This window comes from Kineococcus radiotolerans SRS30216 = ATCC BAA-149 (assembly GCF_000017305.1).
GTDB classification, from domain to species: Bacteria; Actinomycetota; Actinomycetes; order Actinomycetales; family Kineococcaceae; genus Kineococcus; species Kineococcus radiotolerans.
Genome location: NC_009664.2, coordinates 3726176 through 3747106 on the forward strand (window position 1 = coordinate 3726176; position 20931 = coordinate 3747106).

At 73.7% G+C, this 20931-nt stretch carries 19 protein-coding genes; 10 read left to right on the forward strand and 9 right to left on the reverse strand.

Features of this window, described 5'->3' with window-relative positions:
* Positions 1 to 37: 37 nt before the first annotated feature.
* The 5 genes from ctaC (at position 38) to KRAD_RS17720 (ending at position 5565) form a co-directional block, all read left to right on the forward strand.
* Positions 38 to 997 carry an aa3-type cytochrome oxidase subunit II gene (gene ctaC / locus KRAD_RS17700; RefSeq protein WP_041292188.1) on the forward strand — a complete coding sequence of 320 codons (960 nt, stop codon included), beginning with the start codon at positions 38 to 40 and terminating at the stop codon, positions 995 to 997.
* Entirely contained in the window at positions 997 to 2763 is a 1767-nt protein-coding gene (gene ctaD, locus KRAD_RS17705) for an aa3-type cytochrome oxidase subunit I (RefSeq protein WP_012087020.1), read from the forward strand. Before ctaC ends, ctaD begins: the two co-directional genes overlap by 1 nt.
* Positions 2764 to 2766: 3 nt before the next feature.
* Positions 2767 to 3168 carry a cytochrome c oxidase subunit 4 gene (locus KRAD_RS17710; RefSeq protein ID WP_012087021.1) on the forward strand — a complete coding sequence of 134 codons (402 nt, stop codon included), beginning with the start codon at positions 2767 to 2769 and terminating at the stop codon, positions 3166 to 3168.
* A 226-nt stretch (positions 3169 to 3394) separates the two neighbouring features.
* Positions 3395 to 4615 (forward strand): L,D-transpeptidase, encoded by a 1221-nt coding sequence (locus tag KRAD_RS17715; RefSeq protein ID WP_012087022.1) that lies wholly within the window; start codon positions 3395 to 3397, stop codon positions 4613 to 4615.
* 8 nt (positions 4616 to 4623) lie between these two features.
* Positions 4624 to 5565: a lysylphosphatidylglycerol synthase transmembrane domain-containing protein gene (locus KRAD_RS17720; protein WP_012087023.1), complete on the forward strand. Its 942-nt coding sequence runs from the start codon at positions 4624 to 4626 to the stop codon at positions 5563 to 5565.
* Between the two features lie 26 nt (positions 5566 to 5591).
* Here the strand turns inward: KRAD_RS17720 and KRAD_RS17725 are convergent, their stop codons facing one another.
* The 5 genes from KRAD_RS17725 to ctaE all read right to left on the reverse strand — a co-directional run bounded on the left by KRAD_RS17725 (position 5592) and on the right by ctaE (position 10765).
* A complete protein-coding gene (locus KRAD_RS17725) occupies positions 5592 to 6368 on the reverse strand; it encodes an SDR family oxidoreductase (protein ID WP_012087024.1) in 777 nt (258 codons plus the stop codon).
* Between the two features lie 90 nt (positions 6369 to 6458).
* On the reverse strand, positions 6459 to 8132 hold the full coding sequence (gene qcrB, locus KRAD_RS17730; protein ID WP_012087025.1) for a cytochrome bc1 complex cytochrome b subunit: 1674 nt from the start codon (positions 8130 to 8132) through the stop codon (positions 6459 to 6461).
* Complete coding sequence (gene qcrA / locus KRAD_RS17735; protein ID WP_012087026.1) at positions 8129 to 9160, reverse strand: cytochrome bc1 complex Rieske iron-sulfur subunit; 1032 nt, start codon at positions 9158 to 9160, stop codon at positions 8129 to 8131. Before qcrA ends, qcrB begins: the two co-directional genes overlap by 4 nt.
* Positions 9161 to 9215: 55 nt before the next feature.
* Positions 9216 to 10049 carry a cytochrome bc1 complex diheme cytochrome c subunit gene (gene qcrC, locus KRAD_RS17740; RefSeq protein WP_012087027.1) on the reverse strand — a complete coding sequence of 278 codons (834 nt, stop codon included), beginning with the start codon at positions 10047 to 10049 and terminating at the stop codon, positions 9216 to 9218.
* Between the two features lie 56 nt (positions 10050 to 10105).
* Entirely contained in the window at positions 10106 to 10765 is a 660-nt protein-coding gene (gene ctaE, locus KRAD_RS17745) for an aa3-type cytochrome oxidase subunit III (RefSeq protein WP_012087028.1), read from the reverse strand.
* Between the two features lie 320 nt (positions 10766 to 11085).
* On the opposite strand from ctaE, the gene trpD reads away from it, so the two are divergent.
* Positions 11086 to 12156: an anthranilate phosphoribosyltransferase gene (gene trpD, locus KRAD_RS17750; protein WP_012087029.1), complete on the forward strand. Its 1071-nt coding sequence runs from the start codon at positions 11086 to 11088 to the stop codon at positions 12154 to 12156.
* Between the two features lie 34 nt (positions 12157 to 12190).
* Here trpD and KRAD_RS17755 read toward each other — a convergent pair whose 3' ends face one another.
* Together KRAD_RS17755 and KRAD_RS17760 are read right to left on the reverse strand one after the other, a co-directional pair.
* The gene (locus KRAD_RS17755) at positions 12191 to 12469 is read right to left on the reverse strand and encodes an Lrp/AsnC family transcriptional regulator (RefSeq protein WP_012087030.1); all 279 of its coding nucleotides are present in this window, start codon (positions 12467 to 12469) and stop codon (positions 12191 to 12193) included.
* 9 nt (positions 12470 to 12478) lie between these two features.
* Complete coding sequence (locus KRAD_RS17760) at positions 12479 to 14284, reverse strand: DEDD exonuclease domain-containing protein (RefSeq protein WP_012087031.1); 1806 nt, start codon at positions 14282 to 14284, stop codon at positions 12479 to 12481.
* An 82-nt stretch (positions 14285 to 14366) separates the two neighbouring features.
* Here KRAD_RS17760 and KRAD_RS17765 point away from each other — a divergent pair, with 82 nt between their 5' ends.
* From KRAD_RS17765 to KRAD_RS17780, 4 genes are all read left to right on the forward strand, one after another.
* A complete protein-coding gene (locus KRAD_RS17765; RefSeq protein WP_012087032.1) occupies positions 14367 to 15134 on the forward strand; it encodes a class I SAM-dependent methyltransferase in 768 nt (255 codons plus the stop codon).
* A gap of 97 nt (positions 15135 to 15231) precedes the next feature.
* A complete protein-coding gene (locus tag KRAD_RS17770) occupies positions 15232 to 15432 on the forward strand; it encodes a hypothetical protein (RefSeq protein ID WP_012087033.1) in 201 nt (66 codons plus the stop codon).
* Between the two features lie 7 nt (positions 15433 to 15439).
* Complete coding sequence (locus KRAD_RS17775; protein ID WP_012087034.1) at positions 15440 to 16615, forward strand: hypothetical protein; 1176 nt, start codon at positions 15440 to 15442, stop codon at positions 16613 to 16615.
* Entirely contained in the window at positions 16612 to 17802 is a 1191-nt protein-coding gene (locus tag KRAD_RS17780) for a glycosyltransferase family 4 protein (RefSeq protein ID WP_012087035.1), read from the forward strand. Before KRAD_RS17775 ends, KRAD_RS17780 begins: the two co-directional genes overlap by 4 nt.
* Here the strand turns inward: KRAD_RS17780 and KRAD_RS24570 are convergent.
* Together KRAD_RS24570 and KRAD_RS17790 are read right to left on the reverse strand one after the other, a co-directional pair.
* Positions 17705 to 19084, reverse strand: coding sequence for a hypothetical protein (locus KRAD_RS24570; protein ID WP_012087036.1), 1380 nt, complete (start codon positions 19082 to 19084; stop codon positions 17705 to 17707). The two genes, KRAD_RS17780 and KRAD_RS24570, sit on opposite strands and share 98 nt — an antisense overlap.
* Positions 19081 to 20880, reverse strand: coding sequence for an AMP-dependent synthetase/ligase (locus KRAD_RS17790; RefSeq protein ID WP_012087037.1), 1800 nt, complete (start codon positions 20878 to 20880; stop codon positions 19081 to 19083). Before KRAD_RS17790 ends, KRAD_RS24570 begins: the two co-directional genes overlap by 4 nt.
* Positions 20881 to 20931: the final 51 nt, after the last annotated feature.

The following is a 20931-nucleotide window of genomic DNA, read 5'->3' on the forward strand; positions in this document are numbered from 1 at the left end:
GTCCCCGATCACCGCACGAACCGTGGGAAGGCCGACGTTGGGCACGCGAGACTCGGGCGCGACACGTCGTCGCCGTCCCCCCAAGGCACTGCTGGCCGGCGCCCTCACCGGGGTCGCCACGATGGCGCTGACCGGCTGCGCGGGGGACTGGCCCGACGCGTCGGCGAGCAACTTCTTCCTGCCGGACGCGAGCATCGGCGCCACGAACCAGACCGAGCGCATCTCCGTGCTCTGGGACGGCTCGTGGATCGCGGCGCTCGTCGTCGGCGTCCTCGTCTGGGCCCTGACGATCTGGTGCGTGGTGGCCTACCGCCGCCGCAAGAGCGACCCCGAGCTGCCGGCGCAGGTCCGGTACAACATGCCGATCGAGATCCTCTACACGATCGTGCCCGTGATGATGGTCGGTGTCCTCTTCTACTACACGGCCCGCGACCAGCAGGCCATCACGGACACCTCCCAGACGCCGGACGTGACGATCGAGGTCGTCGGCAAGAAGTGGTCCTGGGACTTCAACTACCTGGACGAGAACGGCCAGCCGGGGGTCTACGACACCGGCCGCCAGGCCGACCTCACCGGCGTGCCGGCCCCGGAGCTAGAGCTCCCGACCCTCTACCTGCCGGTCGACCAGAGGGTCCAGTTCGACCTCTACGCCCGCGACGTGAACCACTCGTTCTGGGTGCCCGCCTTCCTCATGAAGATGGACCTCATCGCCGGCAGCCCGAACCACTTCCAGGTCACCCCCACCAAGGAGGGGACCTTCCTGGGCGAGTGCGCCGAGCTCTGCGGCGAGTACCACTCCGAGATGCTCTTCAACGTGAAGGTCGTCTCGCAGGCCGAGTACCAGCAGCACCTCGACGACCTCCAGGCCGCCGGCCAGACCGGCTCGCTGCCCACGACGCTCGCCGGGGCCGAGGAGATGGCCCAGGTGGAGGCCGACTCGGTCGGCGAGGCCCCCGAGAACGCAGAGGACGAGACCAGTGACGGGAACAACAGCTGATGGCTGCTGAGAGCTTCAACCTGCCCGGGACGGCGGCGCGCGTCACCTCGCGCCAGCCGCTGGGCCACGTCGTCCCGCGCCGCAGCGGGGCGGTCATCGCCGGCTGGCTCTCCAGCACCGACCACAAGGTCATCGGCAACCTCTACTTCATCACCTCGTTCATCTGGTTCCTCATCGGCGGGGTCATGGCCCTGCTCATCCGCGCCGAGCTCTTCGAGCCCGGGATGCAGGTGTTCGGCACCAAGAACGAGTACAACCAGGCGTTCACCATGCACGGCACGGTGATGCTGCTGCTGTTCGCGACGCCGCTGTTCTCCGCCTTCGCCAACGCGATCATGCCGCTGCAGATCGGGGCGCCGGACGTCGCCTTCCCGCGGCTGAACATGTTCGCGTTCTGGCTCTTCCTCTTCGGCGGCCTCATCGCCGCCTCGGGCTTCGTCACCCCGGGCGGGGCGGCCTCCTTCGGCTGGTTCGCCTACGCCCCGCTGTCGGACGTGGTCCACTCCCCGGGCCTGGGCGGCAACCTCTGGGTGATGGGTCTGGCCTTCTCCGGGTTCGGCACGATCCTCGGTGCGGTCAACTTCATCACCACGATCATCTGCATGCGCGCTCCGGGCATGACGATGTTCCGGATGCCGATCTTCACCTGGAACACGCTGATCACCAGCGTCCTGGTCTTGATGGCCTTCCCGGTGCTGGCCGCGGCGCTGCTCGCGCTGGGTGCGGACCGCATCCTCAACGCCCACGTCTTCGAGGCCGCCAACGGCGGCCCGATCCTGTGGCAGCACCTCTTCTGGTTCTTCGGCCACCCCGAGGTCTACATCATCGCCCTGCCGTTCTTCGGCATCGTGACGGAGATCTTCCCGGTGTTCAGCCGCAAGCCCGTCTTCGGCTACAAGGGCCTGGTCTTCGCGACCATCTCCATCGCCGGGCTGTCGGTCACGGTGTGGGCGCACCACATGTACGTCACCGGCAAGGTGCTGCTGCCCTTCTTCGCCTTCATGACGATGCTCATCGCCGTCCCGACGGGCGTGAAGTTCTTCAACTGGATCGGCACCATGTGGCGCGGTTCGCTCACCTTCGACACCCCCATGCTGTGGGCGGTCGGCTTCCTGGTGACGTTCCTCTTCGGTGGTCTGACCGGCGTCATCCTGGCGTCGCCGCCGCTGGACTTCCACCTGTCGGACTCCTACTTCGTCGTGGCGCACTTCCACTACGTCGTCTTCGGCACCGTCGTGTTCGCCATGTTCGCCGGCTTCTACTTCTGGTGGCCGAAGCTGACGGGCAAGATGCTGCACGAGGGCTGGGGCAAGCTGCACTTCTGGCTGCTGTTCGTCGGGTTCCACACCACGTTCCTCATCCAGCACTGGCTCGGCGTGGCCGGCATGCCCCGCCGCTACGCGGACTACCTGCCGGGCGAGGGATTCACGACGATGAACCAGATCTCGACCATCGGGTCGTTCGTCCTGGGCCTGTCCTTCCTGCCCTTCCTCTGGAACGTCTACCGCACCGCCCGCTTCGGCGAGCGCGTCACGGTGGACGACCCCTGGGGCTACGGCGCCTCCCTGGAGTGGGCGACTTCCTGCCCGCCGCCGCGGCACAACTTCACCTCGCTGCCGCGCATCCGCTCCGAGCGCCCCGCCTTCGACCTGCACCACCCCGAGATCGCGGCGCACGACAGCCACGACGGGAGCGGCAACCTGCTGGACGCGGTCTACGGCGGCTCCGACCGCCGCGGCCGTGAAGACGTGACCGGAGGCCACTGACCCATGAAGCCTGAAACCTGGCTCTTCTCCGGCGGGATCCTGTTCTTCCTCCCCGTCGCGTTCGTTTACGGGCTGCTGACGCAGTGGGACGAGTGGGTGGGGTTCATCGCCCTGCTGCTCACCGGTGGTCTCGCCCTCCTGGTGGGGACGTACCTGACGATCACCGCCCGCCGCATCGACGAGCGTCCCGAGGACAACCCCCGCGCCGACATCAGCGAGGGGGCGGGGGAGCAGGGCTTCTTCTCCCCGCACTCGTGGTGGCCGCTGTACCTGGCCGCCGGTGGCGCCATCGCCTTCTTCGGCGTGGCGGTCGGCTGGTGGCTGTGGCTCATCGGGGTCGTCATCACCATCCCGATGATCGTCGGCTGGGTGTTCGAGTACTACAAGGGCGAGCACGCCCACTGAACGTCCCGCAGGACGGAGGGTCCCGCACCGGTTCGTGGTGCGGGGCCCTCCGCCGTTCCCGGCCCGGGGCGGGCGTGAGCCGCGGGGGCGGCGTCACCGGATCGTGATGGGCGGGCGTGCAACGGCGCGGGTCCGCGCGGCGTCCTGTGGGCGGGCCGTCCAGGTGCGAGGATCCTGGGCGGGGAAGCACGAGGGGGCTCGCAGAGCCCGGGGGAGAGAACCGTCCGTGGAGAACAGCACGCGTGTCCAGGTGCGTCGGCGCACGCTCGTCGCGACCGTCCTGGCGGGGGTCGCCCTGCCGTTCGGGCTCACCGCCTGCCAGTCCGACCGGGGCGCCTCCGGCACCTCGTCGAGCGAGGCACCCTCCACGCCGCCGGCCACGATCACCGTCAGTCCGGCCGGCACCACCGGTGAGGTGCGCCCGGACACCCCCATCACCGTCACCGCCGCCGGTGGCACCCTCACCGACGTGGTGGTGACCGCCGGCGACGGCACCCCGCTGGCGGGGGCGCTGGACCCCGCGGGGACCACCTGGACGAGCACCGCCGCGCTGGCCCCGGCCACGACCTACGCCGTCCACGCCGCCGCGACGAACGCCGCCGGGACGGCGTCGAACCACGACGCCAGCCTCACGACCCTCACCCCGGCGGAGACGGCGTTCCCGGCCGTGGCTCCCTTGACGGGCTCGGAGGTCGGGGTGGGCATGCCCATCGTCGTCACCTTCGACTCGCCCATCGCCGACGACAAGCGCGCCGTGGTGGAGCAGCGGCTGGTCGTGACCGCCTCCCCGACCCCCGTCACCGGGTCGTGGAGCTGGCAGTCCGACAGCGTCGTGCAGTTCCGCCCCGAGCAATACTGGCCCGCCCACACCCAGGTCCACCTGGACGTCGACCTCGGCGCGGTCGAGGTGTCGCCCGGGGTGTGGGGGAAGACCCGCGACATCGACTTCACCGTGGGCTCGGCCACGATCAGCACCGTGGACATCGCCGCCCACACCCTCACCGTGACCCGCGACGGGCAGGTCCTGCGCACCATCCCGGTCACCACCGGCCAGTCCGGCTCCGGGGGGCGGTTCGTCACCCGCAGCGGGACGAAGGTGATCATGAGCCTGGAGGAGTCGCGGGAGATGAACTCCGAGACGACCGGCATCGGCCAGGACGACCCCGACTACTACAACGTGGACGTGCAGTACGCGATGCGGCTGACGAACTCCGGGGAGTTCCTGCACGCCGCCCCCTGGTCGGTCTCCTCGCAGGGACGGGCCAACGTCAGCCACGGCTGCACGGGCATGAGCACGGCCGACGCGCAGTGGATGTTCCAGAACTCGAAGGTGGGTGACGTGGTCACCTACACCGGCAGCGACCGGGTCATCGAGCCCGGCAACGGGTTCAACGTGTGGAACGAGACCTACGAGCAGTGGCGCCGGGGTTCCGCGCTGCCCGCCTGAGCCCGCCGGTGAGCCGGGGCGCCCGCGTCCGCCGGGTGTGGCGGGTCGTCCTGGTGGTGGCGACGGTGGTGGCGGTCGTGGTCCTGGTGCAGCGGCTGCGCGGCGCCGACCTGGGGGAGCGCCTGCGCTCGGCCGACCCCGGCTGGCTGGTCGTGGCGGCCGCGGTCTCGCTCCTGCCGCTGTTCGGCAACGTGGCGTCGATGGTGGCGCTCAGCCCCGTCCGCATCCCGGTGGTGCGGACCAGCCTGGTCTGGCTCGCCACGTCGTTCGTCAACCTCGTCACACCCTCCAGCACCGGGGGGCTCGCGCTGACCGTGCGCTACCTGCAGCAGCAGGGACTGCCGCTGGCCGTCGCGGCCACCACCATCGGCATCGTGCAGTCCACGTCCTTCGCCGTCACCGCGGTCCTGCTCGTGGGCTGCCTCGTCCAGGCCGGGCGGGATCCCGAGGGAGGGGTCTTCCTGCCGTGGCCGGTGCTCGGCGTCGCGGTGGTGGTCGTGGTCCTCGTCTGCGTGCTGGCGCGGTGGTGGCCCCGGGCCCGGCGCTGGGCCACCCGGGCGGTCGTCGACCCCGTCCGCGCCGAGTGGCCCGCGCTGCGCCGGGTGCTCACCCACCCGCGGCGCGTCGTCGTCGCCCTGGCGGGGCACCTCGCGGTGCCGCTGGGTTTCGCCACCACCCTGTGGTGCTGCGCCCGCACCGTCGGGGGAGACCCCCCGCTGGGGTTGCTCGTCCTCGTCGTCGTGGGCAGCTCCGCGGTGACGGCGGCCGTCCCCGTCCCCGGGGGCATCGGTGCCTCCGAGGCGGCGCTGGCCGCCGGGCTGGTGGCCACCGGGATGGACACCGGCCCGGCCCTGTCCGCGGCGCTGCTGCACCGGGCCCTGACGTTCTGGGTGCGGGTCCCGTTCGCCTGGGGGGCCCTGCTGTGGCTGCGGCGGCGCCGGGCCGTGTGAGACCCGGAGCCCACGCGGGACCGGGGTCAGCCGGTGAAGCTGGAGATGTCCCCGACGTAGCGGGTGCGGTCGGCGGGGACCGGTTCCACGGCGGCCAGGGCCACCTCGGCGGCGAAACCGGCCACGTCGTACAGCTTGCCGGCCGCTTCCTTGCGGGTCGCCAGCGCGCCCGGGTTGGAACGCTCGAGCAGGGTGGCGGTGATGGTGCCCTCGATCATGTCGCCGGACACGACGACGAACTCGACGCCCGCCGCGTCCAGCTCGGGGAGCAGCGCCCGCAGCGCGTCCTCGCCGGCCCGCTTGCTGCGCGCGACGGCCTCGTACTCCGGCATCGTCTCGACGGTCTCGATGAAGTGCGCCTGGTGGCTGGTGACGAAGACGACGCGGGACCCGGGCGCCATGAGGGGCAGCGCCGTCCGCAGGACGCGCACCTGGGCGTCGCGGTTGAGCTGCATGGCGTAGTCCGCGGCCATGCCCTGCTCCATGCCGCCGGAGGCGTTGAGCACCAGCAGGTCCAGGCCGCCGAGCTCGGCGCGGGCGCGCTCGAACATCGCCGCGACGGAGGCGTCATCGGTGAGGTCCGCGCCGACGGCGATGGCGGTCGTGCCCGCCTCGGCGAGCTGGGCCACCAGCTTCTCGGCGCGAGCCGCCTTGTTGCGGTAGTTGACGACCACGGACGCACCCGCCTGCGCCAGGTACGTCACGGTCTGGGCCCCGATGCCGCGGGAGGAGCCGGTGACGAGGGCGCGGGTGCCGGAGAGGCTCCCCGGGGCGAGGGGACCGGGGGTGGGGGGAGGAGTCACGGGGGGAGAGCCTAACGGTCGTCGTGGTGGGGGTGGACGTGCGAAGGGCCCCGAACCGTCACCGGCTCGGGGCCCTCCTGGTGGAACTGGTCAGCCGTGCAGCGTCTGCGACGTCCCGATCGCCGGGTTGTCGCCGCGCTCCAGCTCGTCGGCGTGAGCCGTCTCCAGCTCGCTGTGGTGGTCGTGGTGCGACGCAGCCAGCTCGGCCGGGGTGACCGGCTCGACGCGGTCCTCGAAGTAGAACTTCGAGAGACGACGCTGGATCTTCCCGTACAGCGTGCTCGGGTTGCCGGCGTCGACGCGGTCCTCGATCTCCATCGGCCGGTGCGTGTCGTGCTGGACGAGGTTCCAGCGCTCCAGGTCGGTCAGCGGGGCGTGGACCTCGATGAACTCCCCGTGGGGGAGCCGGACGATGCGACCGGTCTCGCGGCCGTGCAGCGCCTTCTCGCGGTCCTTGCGCTGCAGGCCGAGGCAGATGCGCTTGGTGATGACGAACGCCAGGGCCGGGAGGACGAACACCCCGATCCGCAGGAAGCGGGTGATGTCGTTGATCGACAGCCCCATCATGTGGGCGATGATGTCGTTGCCGCCCGAGATCCACAGCAGGATGTAGAACGTCAGCGCCATGACGCCGAGACCCGTGCGGGTCGGCTGGTTGCGCGGGCGGTCCAGCAGGTGGTGCTCACGACGGTCGCCCGTCGCGGCCTGCTCGATCCAGGGGTAGACCGCGGCGATGCCGACGGCGAACAGGATCAGCACCGTGGTGGGGATCAGGATGTTCAGCGACAGCGTGAAGCCGAGGAGGCTGAACTCGAACCAGCCCGGGGTGATGCGGACCGCGCCGTCCATCCAGCCCATGTACCAGTCCGGCTGCGAACCGGCGGTCACGGGGGAGGGGTCGTACGCGCCGTAGGCCCAGATCGGGTTGATCGAGACCAGGGCGGCGATCAGGGCGATGACGCCGAAGACGAGGAAGAAGAACCCGCCGGCCTTGGCCATGTACACCGGGAAGAGCGGGAAGCCGACGACGTTGTCCTCGGTCCGCCCGGGGCCGGGGTACTGGGTGTGCTTGTGCACGACCACGAACATGAGGTGCACGGCGATCAGGGCGAGCATGACCGCGGGCAGCAGCAGGATGTGGATCGTGTAGAAGCGCGGGATGAAGTCCACGCCCGGGAACTCGCCGCCGAAGAGGAAGAAGCTGATGTAGCTGCCCACCACCGGGACGGCCAGGATGATCGCCTGGGCGATGCGGATGCCGGTGCCGGAGAGCAGGTCGTCGGGGAGGGAGTAGCCGGTGAAGCCCTCGAAGACGGCCAGGATGGCCAGCAGGACGCCGATCACCCAGTTGATCTCGCGCGGCTTGCGGAAGGCGCCGGTGAAGAACACCCGGGCCATGTGCACGATCGTCGCCGCGACGAAGACCAGGGCCGCCCAGTGGTGGACCTGCCGCATGAGCAGGCCGCCGCGGACGTCGAAGGACAGCCGCAGCGAGGACTCGTAGGCCTCGGACACGTGCTGGCCCGTGAGCGGGACGTAGATGCCCTCGTACGTCGTCTCGGCCGCGCTGGGCTCGTAGAAGAACGTGAGGAACGTGCCGGTGAAGAGCAGGATCACGAAGCTGTAGAGCGTGATCTCACCGAGCATGAACGACCAGTGGTCGGGGAAGATCTTGCGAGCGAAGCCGTTGACGACCTTGCTCGCGCCGGCGGTGTCGTCCGCGAAGTTCGCGACGCCACCGGCGGCCTTGTCGATGGTGCTCATCCGCGCTCCCAGAAGCTCGGGCCCACGGCCTCGTCGAAGCCGTCGGTCGCCACGAGGTACCCCTCGTCGTCCACTGCGATGGGCAGCTGGGGGAGGGCCCTCTTGGCGGGGCCGAAGATCACCTTGCAGTCCTGCGTGAGGTCGAACGTCGACTGGTGGCAGGGGCACAGCAGGTGGTGGGTCTGCTGTTCGTAGAGGGCCACGGGGCAGCCCATGTGGGTGCAGATCTTGGAGTAGGCGACGGTTCCGTCGACCCCCCACTCGGCGGACTTCTGCATCAGCTCGGACTCGTCGAGGCGCATCAGCAGCACGGCCGACTTGGCCTTCTCGTTGAGGACCGACTCCGCCTCCTCGATGCCCTCGGGCAGGACGTGGACCACGGAGCCGATGCTCACGTCGGCCGCCCGGATGCGACCGCCCTCGGGGTCCTTGACCAGGTAGGTCCCGGCCTCCCACATGGTCGTGGAGAGGGAGTTGCCCGGCAGTGGCCCGGTGTCGCGGAAGAAGAACACCGCGGGGATCGGGAAGAGGGCCAGGGCACCGATGAGGGTGTTCCGGATGAGCGGCCGGCGGCCGAGGCCGGCCTCCGCGGCGCCCTCCTTGAGGATCGCCACGGCCTCCGCGCGCTCGGCGGTGGTGCCGCGCTGGCGGTGGCGGTAGTCGATGCGCTCGTCGTCCGGCATGAGCGTCTTGGCCCAGTGGACCGCGCCGACGCCCAGGGCGAAGAGGGAGACGAACATCGACAGGCCGATGGCCTTGGTCGAGAGGCTGATCCGCTCGAAGCTGTCGTCGTACTTGATGCCGACGAGCGAGACGATGATCCCGATCGAGCCGATGATCGAGAGCAGCAGGAAGAAGGCGACCTGGCGCTCCGCGCGCCGGGCGGCGGCGGGGTCGGTGTCGCCCATGCGGTGCCGGTGCTCCGGCAGGCCGGGGTTCTCGAAGCGGTCGGGAACGCCGCCCCCGGGCTTGGCGAGGGTCGTCCCCGCCTGCCCGTGCGCCTCGTCGGCGCGTTCGATGTCGCTCATGCTCCCTGCCCGTCCGAATCCTTCACGTTGGTGGTCGTGGTGCGCGGGGTGGTCATCAGGAGGACTTCATCCCCAGCCACACCGACACGCCGATCAGCAGGCCGATGCCGCCGATCCAGGCCAGCAGACCCTCGGAGACCGGCCCGAGGGAGCCCAGGCTGAGCCCGCCCGGGTCCGGCCGCACGTCCTCCTGGGTCAGCCAGGCGATGATCGCCGTCTTGTCCTCGGGGCTGATCGTGTTGTTGTTGAAGACCGGCATCGACTGCGGGCCGGTGACCATGGCCTCGTAGACGTGCTTGCCGGAGACGCCGGTGAGGTCGGGGGCGTACTTGCCCGCCGTCAGCGCGCCGCCCTTGCCGGCGAAGTTGTGGCACATCGCGCAGTTCGTGCGGAAGATGGACGCGCCGCGGGCGATGTCCTCCTCGCTCACGCTGGCGACGTCGAGCTCCTCCGCGGTGGGGACGGCCGGCCCCGGCGCCAGGGAGGCGATGTAGGCGGCCATCTGGTCGATCTGCTCCTGCGAGAAGCGGATCTTGCTGACCTCGGGGGCCTGCGCGGCCGACTGGGCCAGCGGCATCCGCCCGGTGCCGACCTGGAAGTCGACCGAGGCGGCGCCCACGCCGATGAGCGAGGGGCCGGCGCCGCTGCCGTCGGGCAGCACCGCCCCGCCCTGGGCGTCCAGGCCGTGGCAGGTGGCGCAGTTGGCCAGGAAGAGCTTCTTGCCCGCCTCGATGTCGTCGGCGGAGGCCGCCGCGGTGCTGGCCTGCGCGTCGCGCGGGGCCAGGGCCGCGTACAGCCCGCCGACGAGGAGGAGCGCCAGCGCGATCAGCACGACGACGGCCAACGGGTGGCGCCGTCGGGCGCTGAGGGCGGTGAGGGTCCTGGTCACGGTGCTGGTGCTCGCTTCCTACGGGGCGTTCGGGAACTGCGCTGGCGGTCGGGTCGTTACTTGAGGATGTAGATCACGGTGAACAGACCGATCCACACCACGTCGACGAAGTGCCAGTAGTACGAGACGACGATGGCGCTGGTCGCCTCCTGGTGCCCGAAGCGCTTCGAGGCGTAGGAACGCCCGATGACCAGGAGGAAGGCCACGAGACCGCCGAAGACGTGGATGCCGTGGAAGCCGGTGGCCAGGATGAAGACCGAGCCGTAGGCGTTCGTGGCGATCGTCAGGCCCTCGTGCGCGAGCTCCGCGTACTCGAAGACCTGACCGGCGACGAAGAGCGCGCCGAAGATGTACGTGAGGATGAACCACTCCTCCATGCCCCACTTGCCGACCTCGTGCAGCTTGCCGAGGCGGCGCGGCTGGAAGCGCTCCGCGGCGAAGACGCCGAACTGGCACCAGAACGACGAGATCACGAGGATCGTCGTGTTGATGCTCGAGAACGGCACGTTCAGCAGCGCGGGGCCCGACTCCCACAGGGCGGGGGCCACGGAGCGGATCGTGAAGTACATGGCGAAGAGCCCAGCGAAGAACATGAGCTCGCTCGACAGCCACACGATCACGCCGACCGACACCATGTTGGGCCGGTTCACGGACCCGTGCGCCGGACTCGGGGTACTGCTCTGGACAGCCTGTGCACTCGCCACGTCGCCAATCATGCCCCACCCCCCCGGGGGTTCGCTGCCCGGGCCACCGACAACGTGTCGTAGATCTCGGCTGGGCCGGTCGGGGGAGGTTCGTGACGGGGTGCGTGGAGGAGGTGCGCAGGGTGCCCACCCCCTCTGAGCAGGCGCTCCGGCCCGGCGCGGGGCCCCGGGAGGTCCTCCCGCCCCCGTCAGGTCACGGATCGGTCTCGATCCGGCGCGCCCGTGTCCGGCCCGGCGCGGTGGACCCGCGGGCGCCCGCGATCAGTAGGGTTCGGGGCGCCGCGCGCTCGACCGCGCGGTGCCGACCCCGCCGAGCAGGGAGCCAGGACCTCATGACCACCGCCCCCGCCCCCACGTGGCCCGGCCTGCTCACCGAGCTCGTGGCCGGTCACGACCTCACCGCCGAGCAGGCGTCGTGGGCGATGGACCAGGTGATGCGCGGCTCGGCCGGCGACGTCCAGCTCGCCGGGTTCCTCGTCGCGCTCCGCGCCAAGGGCGAGACCAGCGCGGAGCTGACCGGCCTGGCCGAGGCGATGCTGACCCACGCCGTGCCGCTGGAGGTGCCCGGACCGATCGTCGACCTCGTGGGCACCGGCGGGGACCGCGCGCACACCGTGAACATCTCCACGATGGCGTCGCTGGTGCTGGCCGGGGCCGGTCACCGCGTCGTCAAGCACGGCAACCGCGCCGCCTCGTCCTCCTCCGGGTCCGCCGACGTCCTCGAGGCGCTCGGGGTCCGGCTGGACCTGCCCCCCCGGCGGGTGGCGCAGCTGGCCGTCGAGGTCGGGATCACCTTCTGCTTCGCCCAGGTCTTCCACCCCGCGATGCGCTTCGCCGCCGGGGCCCGCGGCGGGCTCGGGGTGCCCACGGCGTTCAACGTCCTGGGGCCGCTGACCAACCCCGCCCGTCCCGGCGCCTCGGCCGTCGGGGTCGCCGACCGGCGCACGGCGCCGCTGGTCGCCGGCGTCCTCGCCGGCCGCCGCACCTCGGCGCTGGTCTTCCGCGGCGAGGACGGCCTCGACGAGCTCACCACGACCGGGCCCGCGCGGGTCTGGGTCGTCAGCGGGGGACGGGTGACCGAGACGGTCCTCGACGCCGTCGCCGAGCTGGGCCTGCCCCCCTGCACGCTCGCCGACCTGCGCGGGGCCGACGCCGCCCACAACGCGGGGGTCGCCCGCGAGCTGCTCGCGGGGGCCCGCGGCCCGGTGCGCGACACCGTGGTGCTCAACGCGGCGGCGGCCATGGTGGCGGCCGGGGTGCGGGCCGCGGGGTCCGCCGACGCCGACCCCGCCGCGGGGCTCGCGGACCACCTGCGCGAGGGGGTGCGCCGGGCCGAGGCCGCCCTGGACTCCGGCGCGGCCGCCGACGTCCTCGACCGGTGGGTGGCGGCCAGCGCCTCCTGAGCGGGAGGGCCGGTCGCGGCCGGGGGCGGGACGGTCAGTCGAACCCGAGGGCGAAGGCCGTCTCGAGGTCGTGGCGGGAGTAGGCGCGGAAGGCGATGTTCGTCGTCGTGCCGACCACGCCCTCGACCCGGGCGATGCCCCCGGCGATGACGTCGGCCAGCCGGTCGTGCTCGCGGACCCGGACCATGACGACGAGGTCGACGTCCCCCGTCACCGAGTAGACCTCGCTGACGCCGTCGAGCTCGGCGAGCGCCTGCGCGACCTCGGGGATGCGTCGGCCGTCGCAGTGGACGTTGACGATGGCGGTGATCACGCGGTGAGACTACTGCGCGCCCCGCAGGTGGTGCCGGGCCCAGCCCGCCCCGCGCACCGGTGAGGCCCAGGCCACCGCCGCGCCCGCGTCACCCGCGTCGTCGTCCCCGCGCCCGTCGTCGAGGCTGACCAGCCGCACCCCCGGCTGCTCCAGCCAGCCGAGGAGGACGTCGGTCTCCTCCACCAGCAGGCCCGGGCGACCCGGCGCCGGCGGGGCGACGACCTCCCCGGTCGCGCGCAGGGCCTCGATGTGGGGCATCGGGTCCGACCCGGCCGGGGTGACGCAGGTGCCGGCCAGCCGGCCGTAGCGGATGAGGACCACCTCCCAGCCGCCGGTGCGCCAGCCCGGGGCGGGCTCGCTGCGCCGGGCCGCGACGATCTCGGGGGTCGCCGCCACCGGGGCCCGCCGCTGGGCGCGCTCGGCGGCCGTGAGGAACGCCTCCAGCCGGTCGCGGGTGGTGGCGGCCTCCTCGTAGCGCTGCTGCCCGGCGAGCTCGCGCAGCCGCTCGCGCCCGCGGGTGAGGGCCGTCGTCGCGTCGCTGCGCAGCGCCGCCCGGACCTCGGCCACGACCGCGGCGTAGGACTCCGCGTCCTGCCCGCCCCGCCCGGTGCCCAGGCAGGGCGCGCCGCACCGGCCGATCTCGGCCAGGACGCAGGCCCCGGGGCCCTCCCCGGTGGGGGTGCGCGGGATGCGGCGGGTGCACTGGCGCAGCGGGTGGGTCTCGTGCAGGGCCTCCACGGCGAGCTCGGCCGTGCGGGTCGAGCGGAACGGGCCGAGGTACTCCGCGCCGGCGGCGACGTCGTCGCGCACCTGCTTCACCAGCGACAGCCGGGGCCAGGCGTCGGTGGTGAGCTTCACCCACGTCACCTTCTCGGGGGCCTTGGAGCGCCGGTTGTAGGGCGGGGCGTGCTCGGCGATGAGCCGCAGCTCGCGGACCCGCGCCTCCAGCGGGGTCTGGCAGACCACCGGGACGACGGTGCTCGCCAGCCGCACCATCTCCGTCATCCGCGGGCGGGTCTCGGAGGCGGTGAAGTAGGACGACACCCGCCGGTGCACGTCGACGGAGGTGCCGACGTAGAGGACCCGTCCGGCGGCGTCGCGGAACTGGTACACCCCCGGCGCGGAGGGCAGCCCGACCGCCAGGTGCTTCTTCGCCCGCCGGACCGGGTTGACGGCGGTCGCGGCGAAGGCCGAGAGGTCCTCGAGGCTGTGCACCCCGCGGTTGCCGACCCGGCCCAGCAGGGCGTGCAGCACGTCGACCGTGGCGCGCGCGTCGTGCAGGGCGCGGTGGTCGGGGGTGGTCGCGGTGCCGAAGAGGCGGGCCAGCGTCCCGAGCTTGCGGTCCGGCGCCTCGTCGCGGTCGACGAGCTGGCGGGCGAGCACGACGGTGTCCACCACGCGCGGCTTGGGCCAGGGGCGCCCGGTGACCTGGCAGGCCGCCTTGAGGAAGGACGTGTCGTAGGGCGCGTTGTGCGCCACCAGCACCGTGCCGCGCTCGAACCCGGCGAACTCCAGGAACGCCGGCAGCACCTGCGCGAGGGACGGGGCGGTGGCGACCATCCCGTTCGTGATGCCGGTGAGGACCTGGACGAAGGCGGGGATGGGGGAGCTGGGGCGCACCAGCGTCTGGAACTCCCCGAGCACCTGACCGCCGCGGACCTTCACGGCGCCGATCTCGGTGATGCCCGCGTCGGCGGGGGCGCCGCCGGTGGTCTCGAGGTCGACGACGACGAAGGTCGCGTCCGCCAGCGGCTGCCCCAGGTCCTCGAAGCTGCTCTGGAAGCCGGCCGGGGGGCCGGTGGTGCCGGTGGACATGGGAGGGACCGTAGGCGGCCGGCCCGACACCGGGTCGCCGCGACACGCGGTGGCCGGTCCGGACGGGCCTACCCTGCGCGTCATGGGTCTGCGGCAGACGTCCTGGCACGGCTTCTACGAGGTGCTCGCCCGCCGGGTCCGCCGGCCGGAGTGGGCCTTCATGAACTACGGCTTCGCGCCGCTGGACCCGGCCGTCCCGCTGGCGCTCGAGCCCGGCGACGAGGCGGACCGGTTCTGCATCCAGCTCTACGAGCACGTGGTCGCCGCCGACCTCACCGGCCTCGACGTCCTCGAGGTCGGGTGCGGCCGGGGCGGAGGGGCCAGCTACCTCAGCCGCTACCGCGGGCCGCGCTCGACCACGGGGGTCGACCTGGCCGCGGCGGCCGTCGCCACCTGCGCGCGGGAGCGACGCGGCCCCGGGCTGCGGTTCACGACGGGGGACGCGCAGGCGCTGCCGTTCCCCGACGACTCCTTCGACGTCGTCGTCAACGTCGAGTCCTCGCACTGCTACAGCTCCGTCCCGCGGTTCCTGGCCGAGGTGGCCCGGGTCCTGCGCCCGGGCGGGCGGTTCTTCTGGGCCGACTTCCGCCCGGCCGGGGAGGTGGAGCGGACCCGCGCCGAGCTGCGGGCCTCGGGCCTGGCGGTCGACGCCGAGCAGGACGTCACCGCCGAGGTCGTGCGCGCCCTCGACCTCGACAGCGACCGCAAGCTCGCTCTCGTCCGGGCCTGGCTCCCGCGGGTCGCGCACCCCGGTTTCGCCCGGTTCGCCGCGCTGCCCGGCAGCAGCAGCCACCGGGCGTTCCAGGAGCGCCGGACCCGGTACCTGAGCGCCGCGCTGACCGCGCCCTGACCGCGCCCGCCGGCGGGGTCGTGTCGGAGGTCGGTGCTCGACTGGGTGTCACCGGCCGTTACCGCGGCCGGCCCGACGACGACCTGGAGGTTCCCCGGTGCTCATCGACTGCGACAGCTGCACGGCCCGTCCGCGGGCGTGCCCGGAGTGCGTCGTCTCGGTCCTGCTCGGCCCCCCCGGGGAGGCGGTGCTCGACGCGGAGGAGCGGGACGCGGTGGAGGTGCTCGCGGCGTCGGGGCTCGTCCCCCCGCTGCGCCTGGCCACCGCGCGGGAGGGCCAGGGCCGCCGGGCGGGATGATGGCCCGGTGCGTCCCGGCCCGCCCCTCCCGCGCCGGGCGCTGCTGCTCCTGCCGCCGGCCCTCGCGGCGTGCTCCGGGCCCACCGCCGCCCGGGCGCCGGGACGGGCGGACGTCCAGCGCCTCCTCGACGCCCGCGCCGCCGCGCTGCTGAGCGGGGACCTGCCCGCGGCCGGGGCCGGTCACGCCGCGGCCGACCGGGCGGAGCTGCGCGCGCGCGACGCGCGGGCCCTCGCCGCGGGGCTGGCCGAGTGGGCCGTCGTCGTCGAGGGCACCGGCGCGGACCGGGTCACCGGGACCTCGCGGGTCCGCGTCCGGGGCGAGGGGCGGGCCGTCGCGGGCACCTTCCGCGCCGGCTGGGACGGGCGGCTGCGGACCTCCGAGGGGGGCACCCCGCAGCCGTGGGACCTCGGCGAGGTCGCGGCGCGGGTCGTCGAGGGCGGGGTGCTGCTCGTCGTCGGCCCCGGCGCCGGGGACGGGGGCACCACCCGGGAGGTCGTGGAGCAGGTCGCGACCGACCTCGGCGCCGCCACCGCCCGCGTCGACGCCGTCTGGGGGGCCGACTGGCCGCGGGGGACGGCCGTCGTCGTCGTGCCCGGCCCCGCCGAGGTCGCACGCCTGACCGGCCGCCCCGCCGCCCGCCTGGACGCGGTGGCGGTCGGGGCGGACGCCGCGCTGCCCGACGGGGCGCCCGCGGGGGTCCGGGTCGTGCTCCCGGTGCAGCGCTTCGCCGCGCTCACCCCCCTCGGGCGCACCATCACCCTCACCCACGAGCTGGTCCACGTCGCGACCCGCGCCACCGCCCCGGCCGCCGGGGCGGTGGTCCCGCGGTGGCTGACCGAGGGCTACGCCGACCACGTCGCCCGCCTGGACCGCGACGTCGCCGCGAGCGCGCTCGCCGCGCCCCTGCTGAGCGCCCGGGGCGTCCCGCAGGTCCCCGCCGACGCGGCCTTCGACAGCCCCGACCCCGCCGCCCTGCAGCTGGCCTACGCCGCGGCGTGGACGCTGGTGACCTCCGCGGCCCGGGGGTCGGGGACGCCCGCGGTGACGGCGCTGGTGCGGGCCGTGCGGTCGGGGACCGACCTGGAGCGGGCGTGCCGCGACGTCCTGCGCCGCCCGTTCCCCGACGTCGTGGCGACCTGGCGCGCCGACGTCGCGAGCGACCTGGTGGGGTGGGGGCCGTGAGCACGCTCGTCGTCACCAACGACTTCCCCCCGCGCACCGGAGGCATCGAGTCGTTCGTGCACGCCGTCGCGCGCCGGCTGCCCGCCCTCGGCGAGGGCGACGCCGCCCGGGTGGTCGTGCACACCGCCCGCCAGCGCGGGGACGCCGCGGTCGACGCGGCCCTGGCCGCGGAGGGGATCGTCGTCGTGCGCGACCCGTCCCCGCTGCTGGTGCCCACCCCCGGGATCGTCCGGCGGGTCCAGCGCACTGTCCGCGAGCACGGGGCCGACCGGGTGTGGTTCGGCGCCGCCGCCCCCCTGGGCCTCATGGCCCCCGCCCTGCGGGCGGCCGGGGTGGCCCGCGCGGTGGCGACCACGCACGGGCACGAGGTGTGGTGGTCCAGCCTGCCCGGCTCCCGCGCGGCGCTGCGGCGCATCGGGGAGGGCAACGACACCGTCACCTACCTCGGCGACTGGTGCCGCTCGCGCGTGGAGCGGCCCCTGACCCCCGCCGCCCGGGCCCGGATGCGCCGGCTCACCCCCGGGGTCGACGTGGCGACCTTCCGCCCGGACCCGGTCGCGCGGGCGCGGGTGCGGGCCGAGCTCGGGCTGGGGGAGCGGCCCGTCGTGGTCTGCGTGTCGCGGGTCGTGGCCCGCAAGGGGCAGGACGTCCTGGTCCGGGCGCTGCCCGAGGTCCGCCGCCGGGTGCCGGGCGCCGCGCTCCTCCTCGTCGGCGACGGCCCGCACCGCGCGGCGGTGGAGAGGCTCGCGCGGGACCTCGGGGTGGAGGCGGACGTCGTCTTCACCGGGGCGGTCCCGTGGGAGCGCGCGCCGGGGTTCTACGCCGCCGGCGACGTGTTCTGCATGCCGACCCGCACCCGTCTGGGCGGGCTGGAGCCGGAGGCCCTGGGCATCTGCTACCTCGAGGCCGCCGCCTGCGGGCTGCCCGTGGTCGCCGGGAACTCCGGCGGGGCGCCCGACGCCGTGCTCGACGGGGTCAACGGCCACGTCGTGGACGGGCGCTCGACGGAGCAGGTGGCCGCGGCCCTGGTGGGCCTGCTGCGGGACGGGGCGACCGCGGCCGGGTTCGGCGCGGCCGGGCGGGAGTGGGTCAGTCGGCGCTGGGGGTGGGAGGAGCAGGCGCGACGGCTGACGGACCTGCTGGCCGGGACCGACGTTCCCGCTGACCCGGGGCGGGAGCGGGGCTGACCGCGCCGCTGGAGGCGGCCACCGCGAGCAGCAGCAGCGCCCCCACCAGCCAGAACTGGTTGTAGAAGGCCTGCTTGTTCACCAGGTTCGCCACGAGCAGCACCGCCGCGCACCAGGTCAGCAGCCCCGCCAGGCCCACCGGGCGCCGGCGCAGCGCCACCACCGCCGCCACCAGGACCCCGAGGACGACGACGCCCACGACGAGGACCGGCAGCCGCACCCCGGTCTCGTTGAGCACCAGGGTGTACAGGGTGTCGGCGAAGACCAGCGGGGGCAGGTCCAGCATCGTCGTGACGGTGTCGTGCCAGAAGTCGCCGACGCCGGCGAGCACCCACGGCGCCACGAGCAGCCCCGCGCCCCCGGCGGCCACGACGGTGCGCCGCCACCCGAAGCGGGGCCACACCGCCAGCAGCGGCAGCAGCGCCACGACGTGCTGCTTGCTGGCCAGGGCGACGGCGAGGGGGACCACGGCCCACCAGGCCCGCCCGCTGCGCACCAGCAGGGCCCACCCGGCCAGCCCCACCAGCACCGTCGGTTCCGTCCAGGCCTGCTCGACGAGGGTCCCCGAGCCCGGGGCCAGCAGCAGCAGCGCGGCCGCCGCGAGCGCCGGGCGCCGCCAGCGCCCCACGGCCGCGACGAGCACGGCGCTCAGCAGGACGAGCACCGCGAGGGCCCAGCGCACGTCGCCGGCCAGCCACCGCCCGGGGGCGCTCAGCACGGCCGTCCACGGCAGGTAGGCGAAGGCGTCGGCGATGCCGGGGGAACCGACCCAGGTCCGGGCGTAGATGGACTCGCCCTCGGCCATCGCGTCGGCGGACTGCTGCAGGATCACCCAGACGTCGATGCGGGGCGCGGGGTCGCCGAGGACCACGAGGACGGCGGTGGCCGCGGCCCCGGCGAGGGCGGCGGCCAGGGCCAGCGCCCGGCTGGCGCCCCGCCCGGGCAGCAGGAGGCCGGCGACGACCAGGCACGACACCCCGAGGACGATCCGCACCAGCAGCTGCCCGGAGTCGTCGAGGTAGCTGAAGGCGGGCACCGCGAGGTTCACCAGCCCCACCAGCGCGAGCGCCGCGGAGGGCACCCAGCCCCCGGCGCGGGGCCCGCTGCCGGGGCCGCGGTCGTCGCGGGCGGTCCAGGCCAGCCCGACGACGACCGCGGCGACCGCGACGTAGCCGACGACGATCCACCACCGGTAGCGGACGACGCTGTGGGTGGCCAGAGCCATCAGCGCGCACCAGGCCGCCAGCGCGCACGCGTCGCGGCGGCCCATCCGGTCGGTCACGAGGTGTAGAGGGCCTCGACCTCGTCGGCGAGGTCGGTGAGGACCTCCGAGCGCTTCACCTTCATCGAGGGGGTGAGGTAGCCGTTCTCCACGGTGAAGTCCTCGGTGAGGACGCGGAAGCGGCGGATCGACTCCGCCCGGCTGACCGAGGCGTTGGCCTTGTCCACGGCCCGCTGCAGCTCGGCGAGGACGTCGGCGTCGGTGCGCGCGGTGGGCAGGTCCAAGCCCGCCTTGCCGTGGTTGGCCCCCCAGGAGGGGAGGGCCTCCTCGTCGAGGGTCAGCAGGCAGCCCACGAAGTGCCGCCCGTCGCCGACGACGACGGCCTGGGAGATCAGCGGGTGCGCGCGCAGCCGGTCCTCCAGGTTGGCCGGCACGACGTTCTTGCCGTTGGCCGTGACGATGATCTCCTTCTTGCGCCCGGTGATGCGCAGGTTCCCGTCCTCGTCCAGGGAGCCGAGGTCCCCGGTGCGGAACCAGCCGTCGAGGAAGGCCTCCTCGGTCTCCCGGGGCCGGCCGAGGTACTCGCGGAACACCCCCACGCCGCGGGCGAGGACCTCCCCGTCCTCGGCGATGGTGATGTCGGTGCCGGGCAGCGGCGGCCCGACGGTGCCGATGCGCAACCGGGAGGGGCGGGTCACGGTCAGGGGCGCGGCGGTCTCGGTGAGGCCGTAGCCCTCGAGCACGACCAGGCCCGTGCCGCGGAAGAAGTGCGCCAGGTGCTCACCCATCGGGGCCCCGCCGGAGACGGCGTACTCGACGCGCCCGCCCATGAGCGCGCGCAGCTTGGAGTACACGAGCCGGTCGAAGAGCCGGTGCCGCAGCTTCAGCGGCAGCGACGGGCCGCCGGTGTCCAGGGAGCGCGACCAGGCGTCGGCGGTGCGGGCGGCCTGCTCGAAGATCCGCGCCTTGACCTTCCCGCCGGACGCGGCGCGCTGCTCGGCGCCGTTGTAGACCTTCTGGAAGACCCGCGGGACGGCGAGGATGAACGTGGGGCGGAACCCGGCGAGGTCGCCCAGCAGGTCCTTGGCGTCGGCGGTGTGGCCCATCCGGATGCGGCTGACCAGGCACAGCGCCTGGATGAAGCGGGCGAAGACGTGGGCCAGGGGGATGAACAGCAGGGTCGCGGCGCCGGGGCGGCGCAGCACCTCGGGGATCGCGGCGTCGGCGTTGCGGGCCAGGTCCAGGAAGTTGCCGTGGGTGAGCAGGCAGCCCTTGGGGCGGCCGGTCGTGCCGGAGGTGTAGATGATCGTCATCGGGTCGTCGGGGCCGGCCAGCGTCCGGGAGCGCTCGACCTCGGCGTCGGCGATGTCGCGCCCGGCGGTCCGCAGCTCCTCGACGGCACCGGACTCCAGGGTCCAGACGTCGCGCAGCCGGGGCAGGCGCTCGCGCACCGTCGCCACCCGCCCGGCGTTCTCGGTGGTCTCGACCACGCAGGCCACGCAGCCGGAGTCGGCGAGGATCCACTCGATCTGCTCGGGGGAGCTGGTCTCGTAGACCGGGACGGTGACGGCGCCGGCGAACCAGCCGGCGACGTCGAACAGCGTCCACTCGTAGCTGGTCCGGCCCATGATCCCGATGCGGTCGCCGGGGGCGATGCCCGCGGCCAGCAACCCCTTGGCGATGGCCGTGACCTCGGCGAGGAACTCCTCGGCGGTGGTGTCCCGCCACTGCCCGTCCGCGCCCTTGCGGCTCACGCTGACGCGCCGGGGTTCCTGCCGGGCGGTCTCCACCACGCAATCGGTCAGGTTGCCGGTCGTGGCGGGCTGGACGAGCGGTGGCTCGCAGCTGCTCCGCACGCTGGTTCCTCCTCGCATCGCTCCCGGGTCACCGCGGTCGCGCGAGGTGCG